We start from the raw sequence: 24,054 nt of genomic DNA on the forward strand, positions 1-24,054 counted from the left end.
ACAGGAGAGCCCCTCGTGCCGAAGTCACGTATCCGCAAGAAGGACGACTACACGCCGCCGCCGACGCGGACGCCGCAGAGCATCCGGCTGACGAACCGCAGCTGGGTCGCCCCGGTCATGCTGGCGTTCTTCCTGATCGGACTCGCGTGGATCGTCGTCTTCTACGTGACCGAGACCCAGCTGCCGATCCAGGCACTGGGCAATTGGAACATCGTGGTCGGTTTCGGATTCATCGCCGCGGGATTCGGCGTTTCCACGCAGTGGAAGTAGCACGCACCAGTCCCTGATGGAAGCTCTCCCCATGAGTTATCCACAGCGTCATCCACACCTGAGGAAAAGACAGAAGATCTGTGGATAACTCTGTGGAGAGTTGACGCCGATGTGATCAGGTGAGTTCCGCCGTGCGGAGCACGATCACCGCCGCGGCCAGCAGGAACGCCACCACACAGGTACCCCACTGGACGAGTGTGCGGGTCCTGCCGGTGGCGGGCGTGAGCATGCCCAGGCCGACCAGGGCGCCGGTCACCAGGCCGCCCACGTGGGCCTGCCAGGAGACGTTGAGGCTGCCGCCGAGCGGGACGAAGGTCAGGACCAGCATCAGCACGACCATGACGATCACCGGCCGCATCTCGTACCGCAGCCGGCGCACCAGCACGACGGTGGCGCCGAGCAGGCCGAAGACGGCGCCGGACGCACCGAGGGTCGCGGTGTTCGGCGCGGTCAGCAGATAGACGAGGGCGCTGGCGCCCAGGCCCGACAGCAGGTAGACCGCGAGGTAGCGGGCCCGGCCCAGTGCCGCTTCCAGCGGACCGCCGATGACCCACAGGGCGAGCATGTTGCCGATGATGTGCCACCACTCGGTGTGCAGGAACACCGAGGTCAGCAGTCGGTAGTACTCGCCGGTGGAGACGCCCTCGACGGGGCCGACGAGGAACTGGTCGAATTCCCGGTACCGGCCGATCAACTCCAGCTGGACCACCAGGGCCGGGTTGGCCGCGGCCACCAGGAACACCAGGACGTTGATCCCGATGAGGATCTTGGTCACGAGGTGGGGGTCGGCGGCGACCACCCCGCCGGCGATGGTGCGCGGCGCGTTCGCGGTGGGGCGGTGCCCCGCGCCGGAGCCCTCGCGGACGCATTCGGGGCACTGGAAGCCGACCGAGGCGCTGATCATGCACTCGGGGCAGATGGGACGCTCGCAGCGGGTGCAGCTGATCCCCGTGTCGCGGTCCGGGTGGCGGTAGCAGCCCGGCAGACGGTCGGTGTCCATCGGTCCCCTCGATCGGCGGCGGGGCAGGGGGGCGCCCCGCCGGTCCGGTATGTATCCAGTACGGACGGGCGGGGCGGAAAGGTTCCCGGTGCGCCCGGTGAGCCCGCTGGGCCCGGGACGGAATCCGGTCCGTCAGCGCTTCTCGACGACGACGGACTGGATGATCACGTCGTCCAGGGGGCGCTCGGTGCGCGGGTTGGTGGCGCTGCCGGCGATGGCGTCCACGACCTTGCGGCTGGCCGGGTCGGCGACCTCGCCGAAGATGGTGTGCTTGCGCGTCAGCCAGGCGGTGGGCGCGACGGTGATGAAGAACTGCGAGCCGTTGGTGCCCGGGCCCGCGTTGGCCATGGCGAGCAGGTAGGGCTTGGTGAAGGCCAGATCGGGGTGGAACTCGTCCGCGAACTGGTAGCCGGGGCCGCCGGTGCCGTTGCCGAGCGGGTCGCCGCCCTGGATCATGAAGCCGCTGATGACGCGGTGGAAGACGGTGCCGTCGTACAGCGGGTCCGTGGTCTTCTGGCCGTCGGTGGGGCGGGTCCATTCGCGGGCGCCCGTGGCGAGCTCGACGAAGTTCCGGACGGTCTTCGGAGCGAAGTTCTCCAGAAGCTCGATCTCGATGTCGCCGTGGGTGGTCTTCAGGGTGGCGTAGAGCTTCTCGGCCACGGATCTGCCTTCCATAGTCATCACTGTCGGTCCAGATGGTCGCACGGAGCGCTCCGCGGCACTGAAATCGTCCACCCGTATGCCCTGTCACGCATGCCTGTCAGCGATATGGCAGGCATGATCCGACAAAGGGTGGAAAGGTGAACTGTGTCCGCCACCGAGGAGGAGGATCCCGTGACCGGCAAGGACAGCGTGCGCCTGGCAGCCGAGAGCGCCAGGGAGACCGTGCGGCACGCGACGGAGGCAGTTGCGCCGTATGCGGAATCCGCCAGGGACGCCGCGGTGCACTACGCGCAGGAGGCGAACGAGCTGCTGGCGCCCAAGATGTCGCACGCGGCCAACGGCGCCGCGCGGCATGCCCGCATGACCTACGACAGCCATCTGCATCCCCGGCTCAAGGCCGCGCGGGCGCACGTGCCGCCGCACGTGGACCGGGCGGCGACGAAGGCGGTGGAGCAGACGCGCCTGGCGGCGCGGCAGGCGGCCGATTACACACAGCCGCGGATCGAGAGCGCGATCGCGGCCGCCACGCCGGTGGCCGAGGAGGCCGCGTCGCGGTCGACGGCGGCCCTGGCGGCGCTGCGCGGCCAGGTGTCGGCCAAGGAGGTGCAGAAGCTGGTGCGGCGTCACGAGCGGCGGGCCAAGTGCGGCCGGCTGTTCAAGGGCGTCGCGGTGGTCGGCGTGCTGGCCGTCGGCGCCTACCTGGCGTGGCGTTGGTGGGACCAGCAGTCGAACCCGGACTGGCTCGTCGAACCGCCGGCGGCCACGGAGCTGTCCACGCAGGACGCCGCTCCCGCGAGCTTCGACGACGAGCTGGCGGAGAAGGAGCGCGAGGCCGGGTCCGGTCCGGGCCCGGAGGACAAGCGCTGAACACGCGCTGAGCCGCGCCGGGCGACGCGCGCCGGCAACGAGCACCGTGGAAGGGCCCGGATCCTGCTGGATCCGGGCCCTTCCACGTGGGACCGGCCGTTGCGGATTCCGCCGCCCACGCCGCCCTGTCAGCCGGGTCAGCCGGGGAGGGTGAGGACGATGCCCGGGCGCAGGAGGTCGGGGTTGGAGCCGACGACGCCCTGGTTCATGGCGTAGAGCTCACGCCAGCGGGCTTCGTTGCCCAGCTCGCGACGGGCGATCTCGGAGAGCGAGTCCCCGGCCCTGACGGTGTACGTGCGCTGCGCCGCGGCGGCCGGCGGCTTCGGCACCGGGGCCGCCGGCACGGCCTTGTGCGCGGCCGACTTGGGCGTGGGGGTGTGCATCGCCCCCGGCGCCGCGGCGGAGGGAGCGGCCTTCGGCATCGCGGGGGGCCTGGGCGTGGCGGGCACCGCCTTGTGCGCGGCGGACCCGGGTGTCGGGGTCGCGGGCCGGGGCGGCGCCGCGGCCGTCATCCGCTCGGCGGCGGCCCTGGTGGCAGCGGCGGCGTCGGCCGCCGAACTCGCGTGAGGCGTCCCCCGCGCGGCCGCCTGTTCCTGCACCTGCTGCTTCACCTTCTCGGCGGCCTCGTCCGCCTTCTTCTTGTCGGACTTCAGGAAGTCGAAGAGTCCCATGTCTGTACGCCTCCGGTGTGTACGCCTCCGGCGTGATGGTGCCCCCTGGGCTCGGTGCCTTCCCCCACTGTCGGACACCGGGCGCCGGGCGGCCCAGTGACGGGGCCATCCGGGGGATGCAAGGCCCGTACACCTATTCGGTACCGCGGCGGGAAGGGACCGGGAAGACGGGGCGCCAGCATCGTGGGACACGATGGAGGAGAATGCTGTGATCATCAAACAGGCCGCGGAACGAGTGGTGCTGGTCAGGCCCGGACCCGGGCTCGTGAGCGCCGCGGTCGTGGCGGGCCTGGACGTCTGGGTGGTGTCGGATCTCGGACCGCGGCCACGGCCGCAGGACGCGCGACCCCCCGCCGGACTGCCCCCGCAGCGGCTCCTCAAGGTGGACTTCGACGACGCGGAAGCACTGCGCGCTCTGCTGGCGGACACGGTCCTCAAGCACGGGATCGGGCACGTCCTGTACCTCGCGAGCGATCTGGAGAAGGGTCTGGGAACGGGGTCCGCGGCCGCCGCGGAGGAAGTCCTGCGTGAGCTCTCCGCGAGCCGGGAGGAGCCCGCGGGCCGGCTGCCCGACGCGGTGACGATCCGGCGGATCCTCAATCAGAGCCGGACCTCGGCCGTCCGCGCCGAGGAGGCGCAGTCCGTCGCCGAGGCGCGCGCCCTGGCGGAGGACTTCCCGCTGCCGGTGGTCATCAAGTCGGCCGACAAGAGCGGCTGTTGGTGGACCGTACCGGTGCACGACCGGCCAGGACTCGACCAGTGGGCCGAACAGGCCGTCACCGCCCGGCACTCGGCCCCGTACCTCGTCGAAGAGCTGCTGACGGGGGCCAAGTTCCGCGTGGAGACCCTCACGGTCGACGGGATGCACCTGGTCGCCGACATCACCCCCGAGGGGAACGCGGCGCCGCTCCACGACGCGGAGCGGGCCGGGATCCGCGCGACGGTGCGGGCCCTGCTGGATCTGGCCGGGTACGAATCGGGGGCCACGCGGACGGACGTGCTGGTCAGCGCGCGGGGATCGCGGATCGCGGCGGCCCGGGACGAGGACCGGGAACGGGAACGGGAACGGGGCGGGAACGGCGGTTCCCGTGCCACGGCCGCGAGCGGTATCGAGAGGGGAACGGACCGGTAAGGCCCTCGGCCAGTCTTTGTCTTGTCGAGAGCGGCCACCGCACCACACGGGAACCGCGCACCGGGTACGCAACCAGGGGGTTCAACACATGCGCAGCAAGCTGGCTGGACTGATCGGGATCTTCGCCGCGACGCTGGCGATCGCGGTCGGTGTGACGGTGTCCTCGGTGGACGCCGGTCAGCCCTCCGGGTACCAGGTGGTCGCGGACAACAAGGGTCCGGGGGCTCCCTCCCCGCTCCCCTCCCCGGTCCCCACCCCGTAAGCCGGCCGTGCGCCGCGCAGGACGTGGACGTGCCCCGCACCGGAGATCCGGTGCGGGGCACGTCCACGTGCGGGGTCAGTGCGACCGGCGGTGCTCCGGCAGACCCATGAAGTCGAATAATTCCTCCGCCGCGGCGCGGTGGCCGGCCGCGGTCTCCGCGTCGCCCAGCGCCTCGGCCGCCCGGGCGAGCCCCACCAGCGCGAACGCCTCCTCGGAGCGGAAGCTCATCGGCGCCGCGATCTTGTAGGCCTGGGCGTGCAGGGCCAGCGCCTCCTCGTGTTCCCCCCACGTCATGTGGAGCTGGCCGAGGACGTTCACGACCTTCGCCAGCCGGATCGGGGCACCGCTCGTCCGCCCGAGGACCAGGGCGCGCTCGGCGAACGCGCGCGCCTGCGAACCGTCGCCCCGCTGCTCCGCGACCTGGGCGGACAGCGCGAACACCAGGGCGACGTCCCCGGGCGACCTGGTCTCGTCGCACAGGTCACGGGCACGCTTCAGGCTCTCGTGGGCGTCCGCGTCCTCGCCGAGGCCCACGTGGGCGAAGGCCAGGTCGGTCAGGGCCATGATCTCGTTGACCGGGTCACCGCCGACGTCGAGCGCCTGGCGGGCGGCGGCGGCCGCCTCCGGATAGCGGCCCCACCGCTCGTACAGCGTGCTGAGGATGGTCAGGGCCTCGGCCTCCGCGCGCGGATTGCCCAGTTCCCGGGCCATGGCGACGGCCCGCTCCAGCAGGGGCAGCGCCTCTTCGTACCTCCCGAGCATCGACATCAGCAGCCCGATGGTCGACTCGCTGTGCGCCTCGGTGTGCCGGTCCCCGGCGCGCACCGCGGTGTCGCGCGCCTCCGTGGCCACCTCCAGCCCTTCCTCGAAGCGGCCGAGCTTCCAGCAGGCGGCGCCCAGGTTGGCCAGGCTGATGCCCAGCAGTGCCGGGTCGTCGAGCCGGCGGGCGGCGGCGACCGCGAGGTGCCCGACGCTCCAGAACTCGTCGAGCTGTCCGTGCGCGTGCAGGTGGAAGCCGACGTTGCGGCTCAGACAGGCCGCGTACCGGTCGTGGCCACACCGCTCGGCGAGCGACACGGCGGCGAGCAGTCCCGCCTGTTCCCGGTCGAACCAGCTCACGGCCTGGTCGGCGTTCCTGAAGTACGGCCGCTCGCCGTGGTAGGGCGGGATGCCGGTGGGCCGGCGCTCACGGCCGGGGAAGAGCATCTCGCAGGCCGCGTTCGAGGTCGTCAGGTAGTAGCCGAGCAGCCGCTCGACCGCCGCGGCGTCGTCGGCCGCCGTCGCCGGGCCCCGCAGGCTCTGGGCGAAACTGCGCACCAGGTCGTGGAAGGTGTAGAGGCCGATGTCGGGCTGCTGCACGAGGTGGACGTCGAGCAGGAACTCCAGGGCGTCCTCGGCGTCGCGGACCGCCGTGCCGAGGAGCGCCGCCGCCGAGTGCACGTCCGTACCGGCGCACGGGTACAGGCTCAGGATGCGGAAAGCGGTGCGGTACTCCTCGTCCATCGCCAGGTACGACAGGCGCAGGGTCGCCGCGACGCTGCGCTCGCCCGAGCTGAGCTCGTCCATCCGGCGCGTCTCGTCGCGCAGCCGCTCGACCAGGTAACGCACCGTCCAGCGCGGCCTGTTGCGCAGCCGGGCGGTCGCGATCCGCAGGGCCAGCGGCAGGTGGCCGCACAGCTCGGCCAGTTCGGCGGACGCCTCCGGTTCGGCGCCCACCCGGTTCGTGCCGAGCGTCTCGGTCATCAGGCTGGTGCTGTCCTCGGGCTCCATCATCCCGATGGACACCCACTCGACGCCGTCGAGGTCCAGCAGCCGCCCCCGGCTCGTGATCAGCACCAGACAGCCGGGCGAAGCGGGCAGCAGGGGCCGGATCTGCGCGGCGTCGACCGCGTTGTCGCACAGGAGCAGCATCCGCCGGCCGTCCAGCCTCGAGCGCCACAGGCCGGTACGGCCCTCCAGGTCCTCGGGGATGCGGTCGCCGGGTGTCCCGAGGGCCCGCAGCAGGCTGTCGAGCGCGGCGGCGGGCGTCACGGGCTGGCGGCCCGGGGTGAATCCGTGCAGGTCGATGTGGAGCTGCCCGTCGGGATACCGCGGGGCCAGGTGGTGGGCGGCGCGGACCGCCAGGGTGGTCTTGCCCATGCCGCCCATGCCGTCGATGGCGACGATCCGGGAGTGCCGCTCGCCGCCCCGGCCCTCATCCTGGGCGTAGTCGAAGAGTTCGGCCAGTTCCTTGACGCGGCCGGTGAAGTCGGGGAGGTCGTACGGCAGGGTGCACGGGGCGTCGGCGGGTGCGGGGGCCGCGTCCCCCGGCGGGGCCGGGGACAGCGGCTGGGACTGCGGCTGCTCTCGCGCCTGCCCGGGCACCGGCTGCGCACGGGCCGCGGGCTCGGGGGCCGCTTCCTCGGGCGCCGGCCGTACGGGGACCACCGCAGGCTCGGGCGCCGGCCGTACGGGAGCGGCCGGTTCGGGCGCCGGGCGTACGGGGGCGGGCCGTTCGGGCGTGGCCAGTTCGGGGCTGTCCCGCAGGATCGCCTCGTACAGCCTGGCCAGCCGCGGTCCCGGATCGATCCCGAGTTCGTCCACGAGGAGCCCGCGGACCTCCCCGTACTCCTTGAGCGCCTCGGCCTGCCGTCCCGAGCGGTACAGGGCGAGCATCAGCTGGCCGCGCAGCGTCTCCCGCAGCGGGTGCCGGGTGATCAGTTCGCGCAGGCCGGAGATGAGTTCACCGCTCTCGCCCAGTGCCAGGCACAGGTCGAAGAGCTGCTCGGCGGCCGCCAGCCGGCGTTCCTCCAGCGCCGTCGCCGCGGCCTCGATCACCGGTCCGCCCACGCCCGACAGGACGGAGCCCCGCCACAGCGCGAGCGCGGCCCGCAGGAGGTCGGCGGCCTCGGACTGCCGGCCCTGCCGCACGGCCCGGGCCGCGTCCTTGGTCAGCGCGTCGAACTCCAGGAGGTCGACCTGGTCGTCCGCCACCACCACGCGGTATCCCGGCCCGTCGGTGACGATCACCTCGGTCCCGTCCGGTATGCGCCGCCGCAGGTCGGCGACGGCCTTGCGGACCTGGTGCGCCGCGGTCACCGGCGGGTCGTTCTCCCAGGTCGCCTGCACGAGCCGGGCGACGGGCACCACCCGGCCGGCTTCGAGGAGCAACATGCACAGGACCCGTTCCTGGATCGATCCCCCCAGCCGCAGCCGTTTCTCGTCGACCCAGCCCTCAAGTGACCCCAGCACGTTGAAGCGCGTCCTGTCCCCCACAGGATCCACGCTCCGTCTCTCCCCGGAATCCGAATCCGCCCCCGGCATCGGGCATCCACCCCCAAGTGAACAGGGCCCCTGGCCAGGCCATGTCAACCGGATCATAGGGGTTCCTGCTAGCGCGCGGTAAGCATCCGGTAGCAGATCGGGAAGGGCGACATCGACAGTTCACGAGCAGGCCGCAGCAGGCAGCACACGGAGCGAATGCCAAAGGAGCAGAGTCGTGGGAAGACTGGAGAGACCGCTGGCCCCCGATGCCGGACCAGTCACCGCGTTCGCCCGGGAGTTGCGCAGGCTGCGGGCCGCGGCCGGCAGTCCCGGCTACCGCGACATGGCCACGCGGGCCATGTTCTCCGCCTCGGTGCTCTCCGACGCGGCCGCCGGATACCGCCTCCCGACCCTTCAGGTGGCCCTCGCCTTCGCGGAGGCCTGTGGCGGGGACCGCGCCGGCTGGGAGCGCCGCTGGCACGAGGCGGCGCGCGCCGAGGGCGATGACGGAGCGGCCCGGCCGGCGGCCAAGGCCGTCCAGCAGCACCAGGAGAACGAGCTGCGCGCCGCCGGCGTGCGCGCCGTCCTGCCGCCGCCCGCCCAGCTGCCGATGGAGCCCCACCCGCTGGTGGGACGGGGTGCACTGCTCCAGCAGGCCAGGGCCATGACGGCCCCTTCGTATGGTGAACAGCGCGCCGTCGCCCCCCTCGTGATCAGTGGTCAGGTCGGCGCGGGCAAGACCGCCTTCGCCCTGCGGCTCGCCCACGAGCTCGCCGTGAACCTGCCCGACGGGCAGCTCTACGCGAACCTGGACCCGGCCGCGGACGGACGCAAGGACGCCGCCGGGATCGCGGGCGGCTTCCTGGAGGCGCTCGGCATCCCCGCCGACCGCATCCCGAACGACCCCGGGCAGCGGATCGGCCTGTACCGCTCGCTGCTCAACCGGCGGCGGCTGCTCGTGGTGCTGGACGGCGTCCAGCACGAGCGCCAGGTACGGGAGCTGCTCATCGCGGCGCCCGAGAGCCGCATCATCATCACCAGCCGCTCCCGGCTGCTGGGCCTCGACGGAATTGGCCGGATCCGGCTGCCCGCCCTGGACCGCGACGAGTCGATGGAGCTGCTCGCGCAGCTGCTGGGCGGCGACCGGGTCGGCACCGAGCCGCGCGCCTGCCTGCGCCTCGCCGATGCCTGCGGGGACCTGCCGCTGGCGCTGAACCTGGCCGGCCGGCGCATCGCGGCCCGGCCCGAGTGGATGCTCCAGGACGCCGTGTCCGAGCTGCTCGGCGACGGACGGCCGGAGCCCGGCCGGTTCCTGAGACGGCTGCAGGTCGGGGACGACTCCCTGAGCGTCCGCCTCGACAGCGCCTACCGGCTGCTGACCCCGTGGGCCCGGCTGATGCTGCGCCAGTTCGCCGACTCGGACAACCCGCCCTCCGTGGACAACGTCGTGTACGAGTCCGCGGACGCGCTCGCCGTCCTGGTCGAGCGGTCCGCCCAGCCGGTGGAGGACCTCCTCGAACGGCTCCTCGACGCGGGCCTGCTCGACCACTCCGACCTGCCGGTGCAGTACGGACTGACCCCGATGGCCCGGGCCTTCGCGCTGGCCCAGCCGGACCCTACGGAGGAGGCGCCGGCGCCCGCCGCCCGCCCCGGGGCGCCCGTGCACGCGCGGCTCCCGCGGTAGTCCCGGCCGGCCGCCCGCCCGCTCATGTCTTCCTCGCGTCGTAGGTGATCGTGACGTAGAGGTGTTCGTCGAGGATCTTCGACAGGGGAATGCCGGGCCGGCCGAGACGGGCGCACAGGGCCACCTCGTCCGTGCCGCCGGCCTCCGCGAGCGCCGCACGCGCCCAGCTCCGGCCGATCCGCAGGTGGCGGCCGAAGGCCGCCCCGTCGCGGGCCCCGTGGAGCCGGTCGGCGATGGCCGCGTCCCAGGGCATGACCGAGGCGGGGCGCAGGGCGTACAGCGCCTTGGAGGCGGCGGTCGGGCCGAGGCTGCGGCGGCCGATCGGCAGGGCCGCCAGTTCCTCGTAGGCCCGGACGAACCGGGCGATGTCGCGCGGGGTGAGCCCGGCCAGCGGTGCGTCCGGCAGGCGGTGGCGTCCCCACCAGGCGGCGAGCCCCTCGCCGAACAGGTCGGGCTCGCCCTCGCGCGGGTAGCGGATCCGGCAGCCCCAGGAGTTCAGCCAGCGGTGCAGGGCCGTGCGGTGCCCGGCGTCGGAGAGGTCGAGGGCGCCCGCCGTCTCCTCGCGCAGCGCCAGCCAGCTGCGGTCGACTCCCGCGAACCCGTTGAACACCTCGGCCGAGGCCTCCAGTTCGGCCAGGGTCGGGGCGGGCGGGGGCTCCGGTGCGGCGGGCGGGTCCAGGTGCTCGCGGGCGACCCGGGCCGGCACCACCATCCGCCAGGCCTCGGTCACCAGCTCCGTCAGCTCGTCCAGGTCCAGGGCCGGGAGCCTGGCCTCCACCCAGTGGAACCGCAGGTCGGACTCGCGCGGCAGGAAGAACTTCTCCGGCTCGGCGGCGACGAGCGCCGCCCGCTCCTCCTTGGGGAAGGCGAAGCCCAGTTCGCTCTCGTCCCGGGAGAGCGCCAGATAGACGATCTGGCCGATCCGGAACTTCACCCGGTCCCGGATCAGGTGCTCCTCGGTCCTGGGCAGGGCGAGCGCGAGCCGCCGTACGTCGTGCACCGTGACCACCGTGTCCTCCTCCACTTCCGGCCGCCGGCTCACAGGCCCGCGAGCTGCGGGGCGTGGACGTCCAGCGGTGGCCCGTCGAGCGCGCCGAGGCCGATCAGCGACGGACTCCTGCCGGTCAGCCGGTCGGCCAGCGACCGTGCGATGAGCGGCGCGAACTTGAAGGATGTGCCACCGCAGGCCGCGTACGCGTATCCCGCGCCGCCTAGGGCGACCAGCAGCGGGCCGCCGGTCTCGGTGAAGGACGTGTAGTAGGCGTCCTTGGCGGCGGTGACCCAGGCCGGGCCGAAGCCGGGGAGGATGTCCCCGAACTCCTTCTCCAGCTTGCGCTGCCAGTACGGGTCGGTGGCGTAGTCGGTGATGTCGTCCACCACCCGGCAGGCGGTGGCCGAGGTCAGTTTGAGGGCCGTGCCCGCCACCGGCGGGATCAGCCAGGCCCCGCCCCTGGTGCCCAGGGCCGGGATGGCCGGGGTGGCCGCCCAGGCCCGCGCCTGGTTGCGGGGCACCCGGCAGTAGAGGAGGGACTGCCGGTGCAGGGTCAGCCGTTCCGCGACGGCCTGCGGCAGCAGGCCCCGGGACCAGGGCCCCACCGCCACGAGCACCGCGTCACCGTGCAGCACCCGCCCGTCCACCAGCCGTACGCTGCCGCTCTCGCCGTCCACGGCGGTCACGGCCCGGTGCTCGATCAGCTCGATGCCCCGCTGCCACTTCAGCCAGCCGACACAGGCGGCCAGGACGCGTTCGGCGAGCAGGACCCCCGCCTCGTCCTCGAGCACCGCGCCGAGACCGCCGTCCACGTGCAGGTGCGGATAGCGGTCGGACAGGCCGGCCGCCGTCAGCTCCCTCGCGCTGCCCCCGGCGTCGCCGAGCATCGCCGCGCCGTCCGCCGCCGCCGCGGGCGGCAGCACGGTGAGCGCGCCGACCTGCTCGTAGAACCGCGTCAGGAAGAGCTCTTCCAGTTCGACCCAGCGGCGGTGTGCCCGCAGCGCGGCCTCCGTGGTCCGCGGATCCGCGGGGTGCAGGGCCCGCAGGATCCGGTGCTGGTCGAAAGAGGTGGCTCTGCTGTGCGGGATGGGGCCTTGGTCCACGACCGTGACCTTGTGTCCTTCGAGCACGCACTCGACCGCCGTGAGCAGGGCGATCACACCGCCGCCCACTACCGTCACCCTCGCCGACATCACACACCTCCTTTCCGTGTTCCGATGGCCTGTGGGTCAGCTGTCGAGGACGATCGTGGTCAGCGCCGTCGCCTTGGCGAGGGACTCCTCGCAGCTCAGCGGGGAGTCGCCGGCGCAGATCACGTTGGCGTACCGGCTGAGGTAGCCCTCCGGCGGCAGCAGCAGCGAGGTGCCTGGCCGGACCATGACGTTCGCCTCCAGCAGCCCCGGGCTGTCCGGGAGGGAGGGCACGTCGACCGAGCGGACCGTGCCGTTGCGGTGCGGGTAGAGGAAGCGGATGCCCACGGTGCGGGCCCTGGCCGGCGTCCACGCGGGCCGGCTGCCGGTGGCGACCTCGACGGCCACCTCGCCCGGCTCGATCCCGGTGGCGAGACTGCCGAGGTACGGGATGAGGTCGCCGCCCAGCCGGGCGTTCACCTCGATGATCACCGGGCCGCGGGAGGTCAGCTTCACCTCGGTGTGGGTGATCCCGTAGCCGATGCCCAGGGCGCGGTGGGCTTCCCCGAGTACGCCGAGCAGTTCCTCGTCGGCCAGCAGCGGGTCGGTGGCGCTGACCATGTGCCCGGTCTCCTCGAAGTAGGGCTCCAGGCCCACTTCCTTGTGCGCGAGGAAGAGCGGGGTCCAGCTGCCGTCGAAGACCGCTCCGTCGATGCTGATCTCGGGTCCCATGACGCATTCCTCGACCAGCACCCCGCCCTCGTAGGCGCTGTTCCCGCCGTGGCTGGCGGTGTCCGCGACCTCGAAGGCCGCGCGGACCGCCTCGGGTCCGTCGACCCGGATGACGCCGATGCTCGCCCCCATGCCGCGGGGCTTGAGCACGACCGGGTAGCCGAAGGAGTCGGCCGCGGCGAGCGCCTCCCCGGCGTCGGTCACGCAGGCGAAGTGCGGCTGCGGCAGCCCGGCGGCGGTCAGCAGTTGCCGGGTGTTGTGCTTGTTGCGGCAGTTGTCGGCGCCCCGCGGGGTCAGGCCGGGCAGTCCGAGCCGTTCGGCGATGAGCGCGGTGGTCACCACGAGCGTCTCGTCGTAGCTGAACACCCCCACCACCCGGTGCTCGGCGGCCACCGCCTCGGCGGCCGCGATCAGCGCCTCCTGGTCGGGCACCAGGCGTTCCCGGTCGAGCAGTTCGACCGTGGTGGAGCCGATGACGTACTGCGTCTGCCAGGTCGGCTCCGCCGCGTCCAGGATCCAGATCGGGCGTCGGCGGGCCGCGCCCGCGAGCAGGTACTCGCGGTAGGCCTGCTGTCCGCTGCCGACCAGGATCACCACGCCGTCATCGGTCACGTTGGCGTCATCAGTCATGTTCGTCACCTCGCGGAGTGGGTCAGGACCCGGTCCCCGGCCGTCGCGATGGCCGCGACCTGCGGCGTGGCGATGGCCAGGTAGTCGGGGGTGGACAGGGCCACGGAGCGGTCCAGGCGGGCCGCGTTGAAGTAGAGCTCTTCGGTGAGGATCAGGCCCTCGTCGACGACGAGGTGCAGATCGGGATGGAAGCTCAGCGGCATCACCGTGCCGCAGACGCTGCCGGCCAGCCGCTCGGCGATCTCGGGGGTGGCGAAGGCCGTGCGGCCCCCGCCGAACAGCGCGGCGACCGCGTCCAGGTCGACCTGCCGGTCCCCGGGCACCACCGCGAGCACGTACTTGCCGACCCGCTTGGTGATGCTGACGCGGACGATGATGCACTTGGCGGCCTGCTCCAGCGGGTGGCCGCGCAGGACGCTCGCCAGGTCCGTCCGGCCCTCGGCCGGGTGGTCGATCAGCCGGTAGCGGGCCCGGTGCCCGTCGAGGAGGTCGATCAGCCGCTGGTACATCACCGCTCCTCGCCGACGTAGTGCCAGTCCTCGGGGTTGATCAGCCCGAAGGGGTTGACCGGGGCCACGCCCTGGAGGTCCTTGGCGACCTCCAGCAGCCGGAAGGGGAAGTTCGGCATCCAGATGACCGGGACCTGCTGCGCGATGTGGTCCTGGTAGGCGTAGAGGTCCTCCAGGTCGTCGCTGACCACCGTGCGGGCGATCAGCTCGTCCGCCTTCGGGTCGCTGTAGCTGCCGAAGTTGACCGAGGAGCCGGTCGAGTACAGGGCCTCTCCGGTCGGGTAGAAGCCGGGGCCGTAACCCCACCCGCCGTTCCAGTCGCTGAACTCCCACAGGCAGGGGCTGTCGGGGCCCGGCGTGCAGGTGGTGTCCTCCAGGACCAGGACGCTCGCCTCGACCTCGGTCAGCACGATCTCGATGCCGGCCCGTGCGGCGTCGGCGGCGAACTTCCGCATGACCTCGGTCAGGGTCTCGTGCCCCTTGGCGTACCGCATCGAGAACCGCAGCGGGGTGCCGGCGGGAATGCCCTCGCCCGCCTCCCCGGGTCCGGTGCCCTCGCGGACGCACGTACCCGGGGTGGAGCTGGTGTCCCAGCCGTTCTCGGTCAGGAAGCGGCGGGCCGCGTCGACGTCGAAGGGGTACGGGTCCCCGTGCGCGGCGGGCGAGAGGAGCGGGCTGTCCGGCAGCGCCGGGATGGGCCCGGTCGTCGGGTAGCCGTAGCCCTTGTAGACGTCGCGGATGGCGCCCCGGGAGTCGAGGCAGGACTGCAGGGCCTGGCGGAAGTAGAGCTGCTTGAAGATCTTTCCGGCGACCGTCGGGTTGTTGAAGTTGATCGGGAAGTAATGGATCTTGTAGGTGAGCTGGGGCACGAGATCGTAGTGCTCGCCCAGCGGATTGGGGCCGCCGCGCTGCGGGTCCTCGGCCGGCTCGGTGACCTCGTCGAAGGGCAGGAAGCCGATCTGCACGCCGTCGAGCGCGTCCGGGCCGCGGCGGAGCATCTCGTACTGCTCGGTGTCCGAGGCCGTGGGCACCAGCCGGAACTCGTCCAGGTAGGGCTTGTTGGGGCCCGAGTAGCTCTCGTTGGGCACCAGGACGGCCTCGCCCGAGACCCCGTCGATGGTGTAACTGCTCAGCTTCCAGGGACCGTTGACCACGCTCCACACCGGGCTGGTGTCCCAGCTCTTGCGCTCGTCGTTGCAGGCCCGCAGGTAGGCGTAGACCGCGGAGGCCTGCGCCGGGTCGTGGGTGGCGTCGGCCGGCCGGTCGTCGCCGGTGCGGTCCCATGCCCTGGGCAGCGGGGTGATGGTGCTGAACTGGTTCATCAGCACCCAGTTGTGCGAGTAGGCGCGGTCGAAGGTGAAGCTGACCTTGTCGTCGGCGACCTTCTCGTAGCCGGCCAGGTTGTCCGGGAAGAAGCCCGGCGTGTAGCCGCCGAAGCTGTCCTTCTCGGCCTCCAGGAGGTGCATCCACAGCATCACGTTGTCGGCGTCGACCGTCTCGCCGTTGGACCACTTGTAGGGCTTGACGGTGATCGTCGCCGTCAGGCCGTCCTCGCTCCACTGCGGCGGCTCGGCCAGGCTGCGCTCGTAGTCGACCGTCGGCTGGCCGCCGCTGCCGTACCAGTACAGCGGGCGGTACATCAGCGTCTGGAACTCGTGCAGGTTGGCCACCCCGTAGTACTCGCCGGGGGTGAACGGGAAGATGAAGACCGGGCTGAAGCCGCTGGTGCAGGCCCAGGTCACGCTGCCCCCGCGGAGCGGGGTGGTGGGCGGGGTCATCTCGGTACCTCCTCCAATGCGGATTCGCCGCTGTCCGCGTGGGCGCCGTAGCGCTCCCAGCGCTCGTTGAGCCGGATCCGTCCGTCGTCCAGGAACTCGGGGGTGCTCCAGCACCGCCCGGCGACCACCTCGCCGTCCGCGAGGACCATCGTGTAGGCGAATTCGAGGTTCCCGTCGGGCTCCACGCGCCCGTTCAGCGAGCCCCGGCGGACCGGACCTCCGTCGAAGTCCGCCCAGAGCAGGTCGCCTTCCTGGCGGTAGTGGCCGACGGGGGCGTCCTGGTCGGACGGGTAACCGGTGTTGCGGAAACTCCTGCCGTCGTAGTCGATCACCGGTGTCGTATCTCCTGAGTGCAGCATTTGACCGCGCCGCCGGCCTTCAGCAGTTCCGACATGTCCACGCCGTGCGGCTCGAAGCCGCGTGCGCGCAGCTCATCGATCAGGTCCGTGGCGGTCTCCGTCAGGACCACGTTCAGTCCGTCGCTCACCGCGTTCAGACCGAAGGCCTCGGCATCGTCCCGGGTGGCGAGGATCGCGTCCGGGTACAGCTCCCGCAGCACCTCCCTGCTCTCTTCGGAGAAGGCGGCGGGGTAGTACGCCACCAGGTCGTCGTCGAGGACGCACAGCGCGGTGTCCAGGTGGTAGAAGCGCGGGTCGGTCAGGGTCAGGCCGACCACCGGAAGGCCGAAGAACGCGCGGAGCTCCTCGTGTGCGACGGGGTCGCTGCGGAATCCCGCGCCGGCCAGGACGCGCCGGCCGGCCGGGGCGAAGTCCCCCTCGCCCTCGTTGACGTGTTCCGGGACGAGGACCTCGCCGTAGCCGCGGTCCGCGAACCAGGCGCGGTACGCGTCGGCCTCGGCGGCCCGCTCCTGGTGGCGGAACTTCGCGATCAGCACCTTGTCGTCGATCACCGTGGCGCCGTTGGCGGAGAACACCATGTCCGGCAGGCCCTCGACCGGGTCGATGTACGAGACCTCGTGTCCGAAGCCGAGGTACAGGTCCCGAATCCGCTCCCACTGGGCCAGCGCGAGGCCCGCGTCCATCGGCTTGTCCGGGTTCATCCACGGGTTGATCGCGTAGCTCACCTCGAAGTGGGTGGGCCGGCACATCAGGTAGTACCGCTTCGTGGACCGCCGCTCCGTCGGCTCAGCCATGTTCCGGCCTCATCTCCGTACGGATGCGGGTGGCCAGGACGTGGGCCGTGGTCAGCGCCTCCGTCAGGGAGGTGCCGGTGGCCCCGAGGAAGCCGAGGATGGTGTTGCCCGCCGGCGGCCGCTTGACGACGGTCCCCGGCCCGGCCGTGATCTTGAGGAAGAACACCGCGGGGTCCTCGGCGACGTCGGCCGGCACCTCGATCGACTCGACCGTGCCCGCCCCGCTGATCAGGCACATCGCGGCGGTGTGCACGGACGTCGGCGCGTAGTGCGAGACGTCGGGCCGGGTGCCCCGGGCCACGTCCACCACGCACTGGATGGGGTCGTGGCCCGCGCTGATCCGTGCCATGTGGTCGAGACCGCCGCCGCCGGGACGGATCGCGATCTCCAGGATGAACGGCTTGCCCTGGTGGAACCTCACCTCGGCGTGCAGCACCGACCGGCGCAGTCCCTGGGCGTGCGCCGCGTCCCGGACCACCTCGTGGACGGCGGCCACCTGCTCGGGGGTCAGGGAGCTCGGCGCGTGGTGGACGTCGTCGTCGAAGGTCCCGCTCTCGACGGTGATCCGGTCCACGATGGAGCCGAGGTACACCTCGTCGTCCCAGGCCAGCGCCTCGATGAGGTGCTCGTGGCCGTCGAGGTAGCCCTCGATGATGATCCCGTTCGGCCCCAGGTCCAGGCCGTCCGCCTCCATCAGCGCCCAGGACATGGTCTCGATGCCCCGGGTGGCGTCCTCGAAGCGGGCGCGCATCTCCTCGGCGTCGTCGACCTTGAACACGAAGTTGCTGGCCGCGCCCAGGGTCGGCTTGAGGATCAGCGGGTAGCCCAGCTCCGCGCCGGCGGCCACCGCGGCCTCGGCGTCGGGGGCGTAGCGGAAGCCGGGGTGGGCCGCGCCGCCGCGCTCGTGCGCCTGGCGCATCAGCAGCTTGTTGCGGCTGGTCCGGGCGGCTTCGAACCCGATGGTCGGCAGTCCCAGCGCGTCGGCGACGACCGCGACCGTGACGACCCCGGACTCCGAGAAGGTCAGGACCCCTTCGAACTCCTCCTCCGCGTGCCAGACCTTGGCGGCCGTGACGATGTCCTCGATGTGCTTGGATCCGGCGATCCGGTAGCGCTCCGCGTCCCAGAAGTCCTCGGTGCCCAGGCCGTTGAGCACGTAGACCTGTGCTCCGCGGTCCTGGATCTGCTGGTAGCGGGAGACGTAGTAGGTGGCGTTCTGGCTGGCCTCGATGGCGAGCAGCTTCATCTCCGGTTCCCCCCTCAGACCTTGGCCGGGACCGGCTCGGCGACCACGGTCTCGGTGTCGGAGGCGGCGGACTCGGCGACCGGAGCGGCCTGCTCGGCGGCGGCGGCAGCCGCGACCTCGCGGTCGTGCTTGCGCAGGGAGATGACGGTGACGGTCGCGATGAGGGCCGTGAGCACGGACAGGGCGTAGAAGCCGTTGCGGACGTGGGTGGCGTCGACCAGGAGCGAGATCAGGACGACGGCCGTGGTGCCGGCCGCGAGGCCGAAGGCGTTGGTGGCGCCGAACACGAAGCCCGTGCGCTCCTCGGGCGCCGCGCTCATCAGGGCCGTACGGGCCGAGATGCGGGCCACGCAGAAGGCGATCGCCGCGAACGGGATGACGGCCATCATCGAGTAGAGGTGGATCGATTCCAGGACCAGGAGGACGGAGAAGGCGAGGTAGCCGATCAGGGCCGTCTTCAGGACGGTCGCCTTGGCGCTCAGCTTCTTGAAGGCCCACGCCGCGAACAGCGCGCCGATCCCGAACAGCGCGTCGACGATGCCGAGGTAGCCGGCGTTGGACTTGAAGCCCTCGATGACCAGGACCAGCATGATGCTGTTGCCGACGATGATCACGATGTTGCCGATGATGTAGAGCACCGCGAGGCGGGCCAGCGGGGCGCGGGCACTGGACAGCTTGGCGGCGGCGGCCGCCGCGGCCTTGGCCGCGGCCTCCGGGGCGCTGAGGACCACGTCGGCCGGACGGCGGCCCATGAAGAACAGCAGGGCGGCCGAGAGGAGGAAGGTGATGGCGTTGAAGTAGAACAGCGAGGTGGTGCCGACCCAGACGATCACCCAGCCGCCGAGGGCCGCCGAGGCGAGCGTGCCGCCCTGGATGGCGATCTCCGCGTTGCCGTTGAACTGGGCGAGCCGGGCCTCGGGGATGCGCTCCTTGATCAGGGCGTTGCTGGCCGGGAAGAAGAGCGCGGCCGAGATCGACAGGACGAAGCTGGCGACGTAGCTGACCGTGGACGGGTCACCGCCGAGGGCCAGCCAGATCGGCAGGCCGATCGCCGCGGCCGCACTGGCCAGGTCCGAGATCATCGCCAGCGTGCGGCGGTCGAAGCGGTCGGCGAGCTTGCCGAAGAAGAGGGAGAGCGCCACCTGCGGAATGGTGACGGCGATCATCAGCCAGCTGACCGCGAGCATGGTGTTCTCCTCGGAGAACACCAGGTACGAGGCGGCCGTGAGCTGGATGCCGTTGCCCAGGTTGGTGATGAACGTCGCGGGGATGAGCAGACGTTCTGCCCGATTGGGCCGGTATGGGGCGATCGTGGACACAGTTGCTCCTCGGGAGGTCAGGCTCGGATGTCGACCGGCACGGCCAAGGACTCGAAAGCCCCGACCTCGGTGGACAGGAGGGGGAGTCGCAGGGGAGCGACGGGGGCGGCCGCGACGGGGCCGGCCGGAAGGGTCAGGCCGACGCCGGCCCGCTCGGCACGGGCGGCGAGGTCCACGAGCAGCGGAGCGGCGCACGCGGTCAGCGTCCTGACGGCGAGGACCAGGTCCCCGAGGTCGCCCGGTACGTCCGCCGCGACGCGGTCCGCCTGCTTCAGCAGCCGGTCGAGGTGGACGACCACCAGGTCCGCGGCCCGGTGGAGGCTGAAGCTCTCCAGCTCGTAGTGGGACCGGAAGCGCTCGACGACGATCGCCGCGTGCGCGGCGCCGGTCTCGGACACCTCCAGCAGCGCGTCGGCCGGGACCGCGGCCTGCAGTTCGTCCAGGCGTCCCGCGAGCCGGTTCCACGGCTCGACCAGCCGGGAGCTCGCCAGGGTGGCGAGCGCCTCGCGGCTGAAGTTCGTACGGGAGTGCTCCGGCGCGGTGAGCGCCAGGTAGAAGCGCACCAGGTCGCGCGGCACCTCGGCCACCAGATCGGCGGCCCAGACCACGTGGCCCTTGCTCGTGGAGAACTTCTGGTTCTCCAGTTCGTAGAACTCGTTCGACACGATGGCGTGCGGCTCGACGTACCGGGCGCCGTGCGCCATCAGCAGGGCCAGGTGCGTCATTCCCCAGAAGTAGACGTTGTCGAATCCGAGGAAGTACACGAGCTCGATGCCGTGCTCGGACAGCCAGTGCTCGTCGAACCGGTCCGCGTGCTCACCGAGCTGCTCGGCCGCGTACCAGGTGCAGTACATCGAGGCGGCCATGCCCTCGGCCCAGGCGTTGAGGACCTGCCCCGGCGTCTCGGTGAACGGCGCCGGGATGCCCCATCCGGTGGGATAGGTGATCGGGAAGTCCGGCAGCGGGCGCTCCAGCGCCTCGCGGACCAGCTGCGCGGTGTGCGGCCGCAGCACGTCCCGGTGCCGGACGTAGTAGTCAGCGAGGCGGTCGCGGTACTCCTCCATCGGCAGCACGAGGATCTGCGCCTCGCGGTGCGTGACCACGGCGTCCGGGTCGACGGTGGAGCGCGGGTGCAGCAGCTCGTCGAAGTTGTTGGGGTGTCCGCAGGACTCGCACAGTCCGCCGCGGCTCTCCAGGAGGCACACCGGGCAGTCGCCGGCGACCAGGCCCTCCATGAGGTACTCGCCGGTGGCCTCGACGTAGGGCAGGCGCACGGTCTTGAGCCGGAAGGCGCCGTCGCTGTGGAGGTCGGTGACGAAGTCGATGACGGTCTGGCGGTAGCCCTTGTCGAAGGGGGCGAAGCCGTCCACGGAGATCCCGGCCGCCTCCAGGGTGGCGCGGATCTGCGTCGCGGAGCGCAGCGCAAGCTCCTCCGGCGTCAGACCGGCGCGCGCCGCGCTGGACACCACGTAGGTCTGGCTGTCGTCGGTACCGCTGGTGAAGATCACCGGGCGGCCGGACGCCCGCAGGTAGCGTGCGTGGACGTCGCCCGCCAGGTACGGGCCCGCCAGGTGCCCGGTGTGCAGGTCCCCGTTGGGGGTCGGCGGCGGCGCGATGATGACCGTACGGCGTGTCATGCCTGGGCTCCTTCGTGGCGGGCTGCGAACCGCTGTGTCATGTCGAGGTCCCACCACACGCTGTACATCTCGAAGTCCTCCGCGGACTCGTTGATCACACGGTGCTCGGAGCCGGGGGTGAAGTGGACGATGTCCCCGGTCGTGAAGGGCCTGCGGACGCCCTGCGACTCCAGGACCGCGGAGCCGGCGACGGCGATGAAGATCTCGTACTCGTGGTGGGCGTGCGCCGTCGACGCTGTGCCGGGCCGGATCACGCACCAGGACCCCTCGAAGGGGGCGTTGAGCTCGGGCCAGGGCAGCAGGCGCTGGGCGTCCAGGCCGTTCTCGTGCGTCAGTCCGTCGCGGTCGAGTTGCTTCGTGAGCATGGGGGTCGTTCTCTCCTCGTCAGGCGGGTACGGCTCGTGAGGGGGACGCGGTCGGGGTGCTCAGACCGCGCCGGCGAGCGCGAGCTCGCGCTCCGGGGCCGGGATCTCCACCGGTCCGGTGCCGCGGTGCGCGACGATGTCCCGGGTGATCTCGGCGGAACGGCCCGCGAGCACGCTGAGCAGCGAGTCGGCGATGCCGTGGGTGGCCTCGTTGACGCCCTGCAGGTAGCAGGCGGCGGTCGCCGGGCGGCCCAGGTCGAGCCGGTAGTGCCGGCTCACGTTGACCTCGTCGAGGCCGATCGACTCCGCGAGGGCCTTGACCGCCCACGGCATGTCCCGGACGAAGCCGGTCCCCAGCAGCACCAGGTCGGTGCGCATCTCGCGCTCGGCGCCCGTCTTGCGGTCGGCGAGCGTGAGGACGATCTCCTCGCCGTCCATCCGCGCGGCCTTGACGTCGGTCATCGCGTGGATCGCCAGGCGCTCCTGCCCGGTGCGGCGGTCCTGGTAGAACTGCCGGTAGAGGCCGTCCAGGGTGGCGGGGGACAGGCCGCCGTAGTTGGAGCGGTACATCTCGCCGAGCAGCTGCTCGCGGGCCTCGGGCGACGCGTCGTAGAACTCGTCGATGAAGGACGTGTAGTACAGCTCGTTGGTGAACTTGCTGCTCTCGTAGCCGTTCAGGCCGATGGATCGCATGATCATGGCCGGCTTGCACTCGGGCAGGTCCCGCAGCGCGGCGCCGAACAGCTCGGCCGCGCTCTGCGCCCCGCCGATCACCGCGACGCGGTGCGGCAGGTCGGCCCGCACGCCGGCGATGCGCTGCGTGTACTGCGTGCTGTGGATGACGCGCTCCGCCGGCAGACCGTCGAACACGGCGGGGACGTGGGCGTCCCGGCCCGCGCCGATCACGAGGTAGCGGCAGCCGATGGTGTCGCCGTCGGCGAGCGTGACCAGCCAGCCGGCGATCTCGCCGTCGTCGCCCGTCTGCGCCTCGACGGCGGTGCATTCGCGGCCGTATTCGACCTGGACCGTGGCGAGTTCATCGGCGACCCACTGCAGGTACTCGGATATCTCGCTGCGGTAGGGAACGAAACTGGCCAGGTTCACGAAGGCGTCGAGGCGTTCCCGGGAATGCAGGAAGTTGACGAAGGAGAACCGGCTGCACGGGTTGCGCATGGTGACCAGGTCCTTGAGGAAGGAGACCTGGCTCAGCGCGTCGGGCAGCAGCATCCCGCGCTGCCAGACGATGTCCTGCTCACGCTCGATCAGCAGGGTGTCGCCGGCCAGCTCGGGAGCGAGCTCCTCGACGGCGACCGCCAGGGCGAGGTTCGCCGGACCTGCACCGACTGCGAGCAGTTCGACGTTGCGATGCGCCATGGAAGTACCTCCAGATGGAACAGGTGGACGGGTTTGTACGGTCGTTCAGGACGGTTCTCGCCACTGTTCCCGTACTTGCGTTGGCTCCCGAAAACCGGGTGATGACCACATTCGACGGGAGCGCCCGATTGCCCGGAAGGCGTTTCGGACACGAACAATCAACTCGGCACCGGCCCCTGGTCGGGGCATTGATTGGCCGGTGTTCTCCGGCGCTTCCGGTCAATGCGGGGCGCCATTTCCATGGGGCGCATGTGATCAGTCGTGTCACACGCATCCGGCCGGCCCGAACCATCCCTCGGGCGGCCGGGCCTCCGTCGAAACCCCATGAAGGAGCCCTCGTGCCGCTCACCGAGCCCATCACCCCTGCCGGCGCTCTCTACCGTTCCGACAGCCCCACCCGGGTCGCCACCCGCCGCCGTCTGCTGATGTGCCGGCCCCGGCACTACGACGTCACGTACTCGATCAACCCGTGGATGAACCCGCAGCACGGCACGGACAACGCGCTCGCCGTCAGCCAGTGGGAGGGGCTGCGCGACCTGTACCTCGAACTCGGCCACGTCGTCGAGGAGATCGACCCCATCGAGGGCCTGCCCGACATGGTGTTCGCGGCCAACGGCGCCACCGTCGTCGACGGCAAGGTCTACGGCGCCCGCTTCCGGCACGCGGAACGCACCGCGGAGGGGCCCGCGTACCTGAGATGGCTGGAGGGCCGCGGCTACAAGGACACGCTGTGGCCCGAGTACGTCAACGAGGGCGAGGGCGACATCCTCACCGTCGGCCGCCGCCTGCTGGCCGGCACCGGCTTCCGCACCGACCCGCGCTCACACGCGGAGGCCCAGGAGTTCTTCGGCCTCCCGGTCACCTCGCTGACCCTGGTGAACCCGGACTACTACCACCTGGACACGGCGCTCTCCGTGCTGTCGGACGACGAGATCATGTACTACCCGGCGGCCTTCTCCCAGGGCAGCCAGGCCGTCCTGCGCGCCATGTTCCCCAACGCCGTCCTGGCCTGCGCCGAGGACGCCGCCGTCTTCGGGCTCAACGCCTTCTCCGACGGCCGCCACGTGCTCCTGCCCGCCGCGGCCACCGGCCTGCACGCCAAACTGCGGGCGCGGGGCTTCGAGCCGATCGGGGTCGAGCTCTCCGAACTGCTCAAGGCCGGCGGCAGCGTCAAGTGCTGCACGCTGGAGCTGCGCGACCGCTGAGCAAGAAAAAAGACCCTCCTGACCGCGTTTCCGCAGGTCAGGAGGGTCTTGCATGTGGAGCCTAGGAGATTCGAACTCCTGACATCTGCCTTGCAAAGGCAGCGCTCTACCAACTGAGCTAAGGCCCCGTGGAACTGGACGCACCTCTCCCTCGCGGGAGAGTGGTCGTTCCGCAGAACAGAGTACCGGGTGT

General features: G+C 71.5%; 22 protein-coding genes and 1 tRNA gene. 6 read left to right on the forward strand and 17 right to left on the reverse strand.

Annotation, left to right across the window (positions count from 1 at the left end; all coding sequences use genetic code 11):
* Positions 1-15: 15 nt before the first annotated feature.
* Positions 16-270, forward strand: coding sequence for a cell division protein CrgA (gene crgA / locus OG534_RS18155; RefSeq protein ID WP_326589100.1), 255 nt, complete (start codon positions 16-18; stop codon positions 268-270).
* Positions 271-385: 115 nt separating this feature from the next.
* On the opposite strand, the gene OG534_RS18160 is transcribed toward crgA, so the two are convergent.
* Positions 386-1,270, reverse strand: a complete 885-nt coding sequence (locus OG534_RS18160) for a rhomboid family intramembrane serine protease (RefSeq protein WP_326589101.1) — start codon at positions 1,268-1,270, stop codon at positions 386-388.
* A 132-nt stretch (positions 1,271-1,402) separates the two neighbouring features.
* Positions 1,403-1,930 (reverse strand): peptidylprolyl isomerase, encoded by a 528-nt coding sequence (locus tag OG534_RS18165; RefSeq protein ID WP_326593688.1) that lies wholly within the window; start codon positions 1,928-1,930, stop codon positions 1,403-1,405.
* A gap of 147 nt (positions 1,931-2,077) precedes the next feature.
* On the opposite strand from OG534_RS18165, the gene OG534_RS18170 reads away from it, so the two are divergent.
* The gene (locus tag OG534_RS18170; protein ID WP_326589102.1) at positions 2,078-2,800 is read left to right on the forward strand and encodes a DUF5324 family protein; all 723 of its coding nucleotides are present in this window, start codon (positions 2,078-2,080) and stop codon (positions 2,798-2,800) included.
* Positions 2,801-2,937: 137 nt separating this feature from the next.
* Here the strand turns inward: OG534_RS18170 and OG534_RS18175 are convergent, their stop codons facing one another.
* Entirely contained in the window at positions 2,938-3,471 is a 534-nt protein-coding gene (locus OG534_RS18175) for a LysM peptidoglycan-binding domain-containing protein (RefSeq protein ID WP_326589103.1), read from the reverse strand.
* A 208-nt stretch (positions 3,472-3,679) separates the two neighbouring features.
* Between OG534_RS18175 and OG534_RS18180 the strand changes: the two genes are divergently transcribed.
* Complete coding sequence (locus OG534_RS18180) at positions 3,680-4,603, forward strand: hypothetical protein (RefSeq protein ID WP_326589104.1); 924 nt, start codon at positions 3,680-3,682, stop codon at positions 4,601-4,603.
* Between the two features lie 88 nt (positions 4,604-4,691).
* A complete protein-coding gene (locus OG534_RS18185; protein ID WP_326589105.1) occupies positions 4,692-4,865 on the forward strand; it encodes a hypothetical protein in 174 nt (57 codons plus the stop codon).
* 75 nt (positions 4,866-4,940) lie between these two features.
* Here the strand turns inward: OG534_RS18185 and OG534_RS18190 are convergent, their stop codons facing one another.
* Positions 4,941-8,168 carry an AfsR/SARP family transcriptional regulator gene (locus OG534_RS18190; protein WP_442807105.1) on the reverse strand — a complete coding sequence of 1,076 codons (3,228 nt, stop codon included), beginning with the start codon at positions 8,166-8,168 and terminating at the stop codon, positions 4,941-4,943.
* Between the two features lie 175 nt (positions 8,169-8,343).
* On the opposite strand from OG534_RS18190, the gene OG534_RS18195 reads away from it, so the two are divergent.
* Positions 8,344-9,792 (forward strand): NB-ARC domain-containing protein, encoded by a 1,449-nt coding sequence (locus tag OG534_RS18195; protein WP_326589107.1) that lies wholly within the window; start codon positions 8,344-8,346, stop codon positions 9,790-9,792.
* A 22-nt stretch (positions 9,793-9,814) separates the two neighbouring features.
* On the opposite strand, the gene OG534_RS18200 is transcribed toward OG534_RS18195, so the two are convergent.
* Genes OG534_RS18200 through OG534_RS18255 form a run of 12 tightly spaced genes read right to left on the reverse strand, consistent with a single transcriptional unit; the run spans position 9,815 to position 22,656 of the window.
* A complete protein-coding gene (locus tag OG534_RS18200; RefSeq protein WP_326589108.1) occupies positions 9,815-10,801 on the reverse strand; it encodes an MmcQ/YjbR family DNA-binding protein in 987 nt (328 codons plus the stop codon).
* Between the two features lie 29 nt (positions 10,802-10,830).
* Positions 10,831-11,976, reverse strand: a complete 1,146-nt coding sequence (locus OG534_RS18205; RefSeq protein ID WP_326589109.1) for an NAD(P)/FAD-dependent oxidoreductase — start codon at positions 11,974-11,976, stop codon at positions 10,831-10,833.
* A 36-nt stretch (positions 11,977-12,012) separates the two neighbouring features.
* Positions 12,013-13,275 carry an ATP-grasp domain-containing protein gene (locus OG534_RS18210; RefSeq protein WP_326589110.1) on the reverse strand — a complete coding sequence of 421 codons (1,263 nt, stop codon included), beginning with the start codon at positions 13,273-13,275 and terminating at the stop codon, positions 12,013-12,015.
* Between the two features lie 5 nt (positions 13,276-13,280).
* Entirely contained in the window at positions 13,281-13,784 is a 504-nt protein-coding gene (locus OG534_RS18215; RefSeq protein WP_326589111.1) for a YbaK/EbsC family protein, read from the reverse strand.
* Positions 13,784-15,562, reverse strand: a complete 1,779-nt coding sequence (locus OG534_RS18220) for an ABC transporter substrate-binding protein (RefSeq protein ID WP_326589112.1) — start codon at positions 15,560-15,562, stop codon at positions 13,784-13,786. Before OG534_RS18220 ends, OG534_RS18215 begins: the two co-directional genes overlap by 1 nt.
* Positions 15,559-15,894: a hypothetical protein gene (locus tag OG534_RS18225; protein ID WP_326589113.1), complete on the reverse strand. Its 336-nt coding sequence runs from the start codon at positions 15,892-15,894 to the stop codon at positions 15,559-15,561. The genes OG534_RS18220 and OG534_RS18225 overlap by 4 nt, the downstream gene beginning before the upstream one ends.
* The gene (gene ddaH, locus OG534_RS18230) at positions 15,891-16,715 is read right to left on the reverse strand and encodes a dimethylargininase (protein WP_326589114.1); all 825 of its coding nucleotides are present in this window, start codon (positions 16,713-16,715) and stop codon (positions 15,891-15,893) included. The genes OG534_RS18225 and ddaH (OG534_RS18230) overlap by 4 nt, the downstream gene beginning before the upstream one ends.
* The gene (locus OG534_RS18235; protein ID WP_326589115.1) at positions 16,708-17,961 is read right to left on the reverse strand and encodes an ATP-grasp domain-containing protein; all 1,254 of its coding nucleotides are present in this window, start codon (positions 17,959-17,961) and stop codon (positions 16,708-16,710) included. The genes ddaH (OG534_RS18230) and OG534_RS18235 overlap by 8 nt, the downstream gene beginning before the upstream one ends.
* Positions 17,962-17,975: 14 nt before the next feature.
* Positions 17,976-19,280: an MFS transporter gene (locus OG534_RS18240; RefSeq protein ID WP_326589116.1), complete on the reverse strand. Its 1,305-nt coding sequence runs from the start codon at positions 19,278-19,280 to the stop codon at positions 17,976-17,978.
* A gap of 17 nt (positions 19,281-19,297) precedes the next feature.
* Positions 19,298-20,917 (reverse strand): class I tRNA ligase family protein, encoded by a 1,620-nt coding sequence (locus OG534_RS18245; RefSeq protein ID WP_326589117.1) that lies wholly within the window; start codon positions 20,915-20,917, stop codon positions 19,298-19,300.
* Positions 20,914-21,282 carry a cupin domain-containing protein gene (locus OG534_RS18250; RefSeq protein ID WP_326589118.1) on the reverse strand — a complete coding sequence of 123 codons (369 nt, stop codon included), beginning with the start codon at positions 21,280-21,282 and terminating at the stop codon, positions 20,914-20,916. The genes OG534_RS18245 and OG534_RS18250 overlap by 4 nt, the downstream gene beginning before the upstream one ends.
* Before the next feature lie 60 nt (positions 21,283-21,342).
* A complete protein-coding gene (locus OG534_RS18255; RefSeq protein WP_326589119.1) occupies positions 21,343-22,656 on the reverse strand; it encodes a SidA/IucD/PvdA family monooxygenase in 1,314 nt (437 codons plus the stop codon).
* 338 nt (positions 22,657-22,994) lie between these two features.
* Between OG534_RS18255 and ddaH (OG534_RS18260) the strand changes: the two genes are divergently transcribed.
* Positions 22,995-23,861 (forward strand): dimethylargininase, encoded by an 867-nt coding sequence (ddaH, locus tag OG534_RS18260; RefSeq protein ID WP_385148928.1) that lies wholly within the window; start codon positions 22,995-22,997, stop codon positions 23,859-23,861.
* 55 nt (positions 23,862-23,916) lie between these two features.
* Here the strand turns inward: ddaH (OG534_RS18260) and OG534_RS18265 are convergent.
* Positions 23,917-23,989: transfer RNA gene (locus tag OG534_RS18265), tRNA-Ala, on the reverse strand.
* Positions 23,990-24,054: the final 65 nt, after the last annotated feature.

It is taken from the genome of Streptomyces sp. NBC_01294 (assembly GCF_035917235.1).
GTDB lineage: Bacteria > Actinomycetota > Actinomycetes > Streptomycetales > Streptomycetaceae > Streptomyces > Streptomyces caledonius.

Bases quoted from the DNA above. Each gene is read 5' to 3' on its own strand.
- OG534_RS18160 (WP_326589101.1), bottom strand. From the start codon at position 1,270: ATGGACACCGACCGTCTGCCGGGCTGCTACCGCCACCCGGACCGCGAC.
- OG534_RS18175 (WP_326589103.1), bottom strand. From the start codon at position 3,471: ATGGGACTCTTCGACTTCCTGAAGTCCGACAAGAAGAAGGCGGACGAG.
- OG534_RS18185 (WP_326589105.1), top strand. From the start codon at position 4,692: ATGCGCAGCAAGCTGGCTGGACTGATCGGGATCTTCGCCGCGACGCTG.
- OG534_RS18190 (WP_442807105.1), bottom strand. From the start codon at position 8,168: ATGCCGGGGGCGGATTCGGATTCCGGGGAGAGACGGAGCGTGGATCCT.
- OG534_RS18205 (WP_326589109.1), bottom strand. From the start codon at position 11,976: ATGTCGGCGAGGGTGACGGTAGTGGGCGGCGGTGTGATCGCCCTGCTC.
- OG534_RS18210 (WP_326589110.1), bottom strand. From the start codon at position 13,275: ATGACTGATGACGCCAACGTGACCGATGACGGCGTGGTGATCCTGGTC.
- OG534_RS18215 (WP_326589111.1), bottom strand. From the start codon at position 13,784: ATGTACCAGCGGCTGATCGACCTCCTCGACGGGCACCGGGCCCGCTAC.
- OG534_RS18220 (WP_326589112.1), bottom strand. From the start codon at position 15,562: ATGACCCCGCCCACCACCCCGCTCCGCGGGGGCAGCGTGACCTGGGCC.
- ddaH (WP_326589114.1), bottom strand. From the start codon at position 16,715: ATGGCTGAGCCGACGGAGCGGCGGTCCACGAAGCGGTACTACCTGATG.
- OG534_RS18235 (WP_326589115.1), bottom strand. From the start codon at position 17,961: ATGAAGCTGCTCGCCATCGAGGCCAGCCAGAACGCCACCTACTACGTC.
- OG534_RS18245 (WP_326589117.1), bottom strand. From the start codon at position 20,917: ATGACACGCCGTACGGTCATCATCGCGCCGCCGCCGACCCCCAACGGG.
- OG534_RS18250 (WP_326589118.1), bottom strand. From the start codon at position 21,282: ATGCTCACGAAGCAACTCGACCGCGACGGACTGACGCACGAGAACGGC.
- OG534_RS18255 (WP_326589119.1), bottom strand. From the start codon at position 22,656: ATGGCGCATCGCAACGTCGAACTGCTCGCAGTCGGTGCAGGTCCGGCG.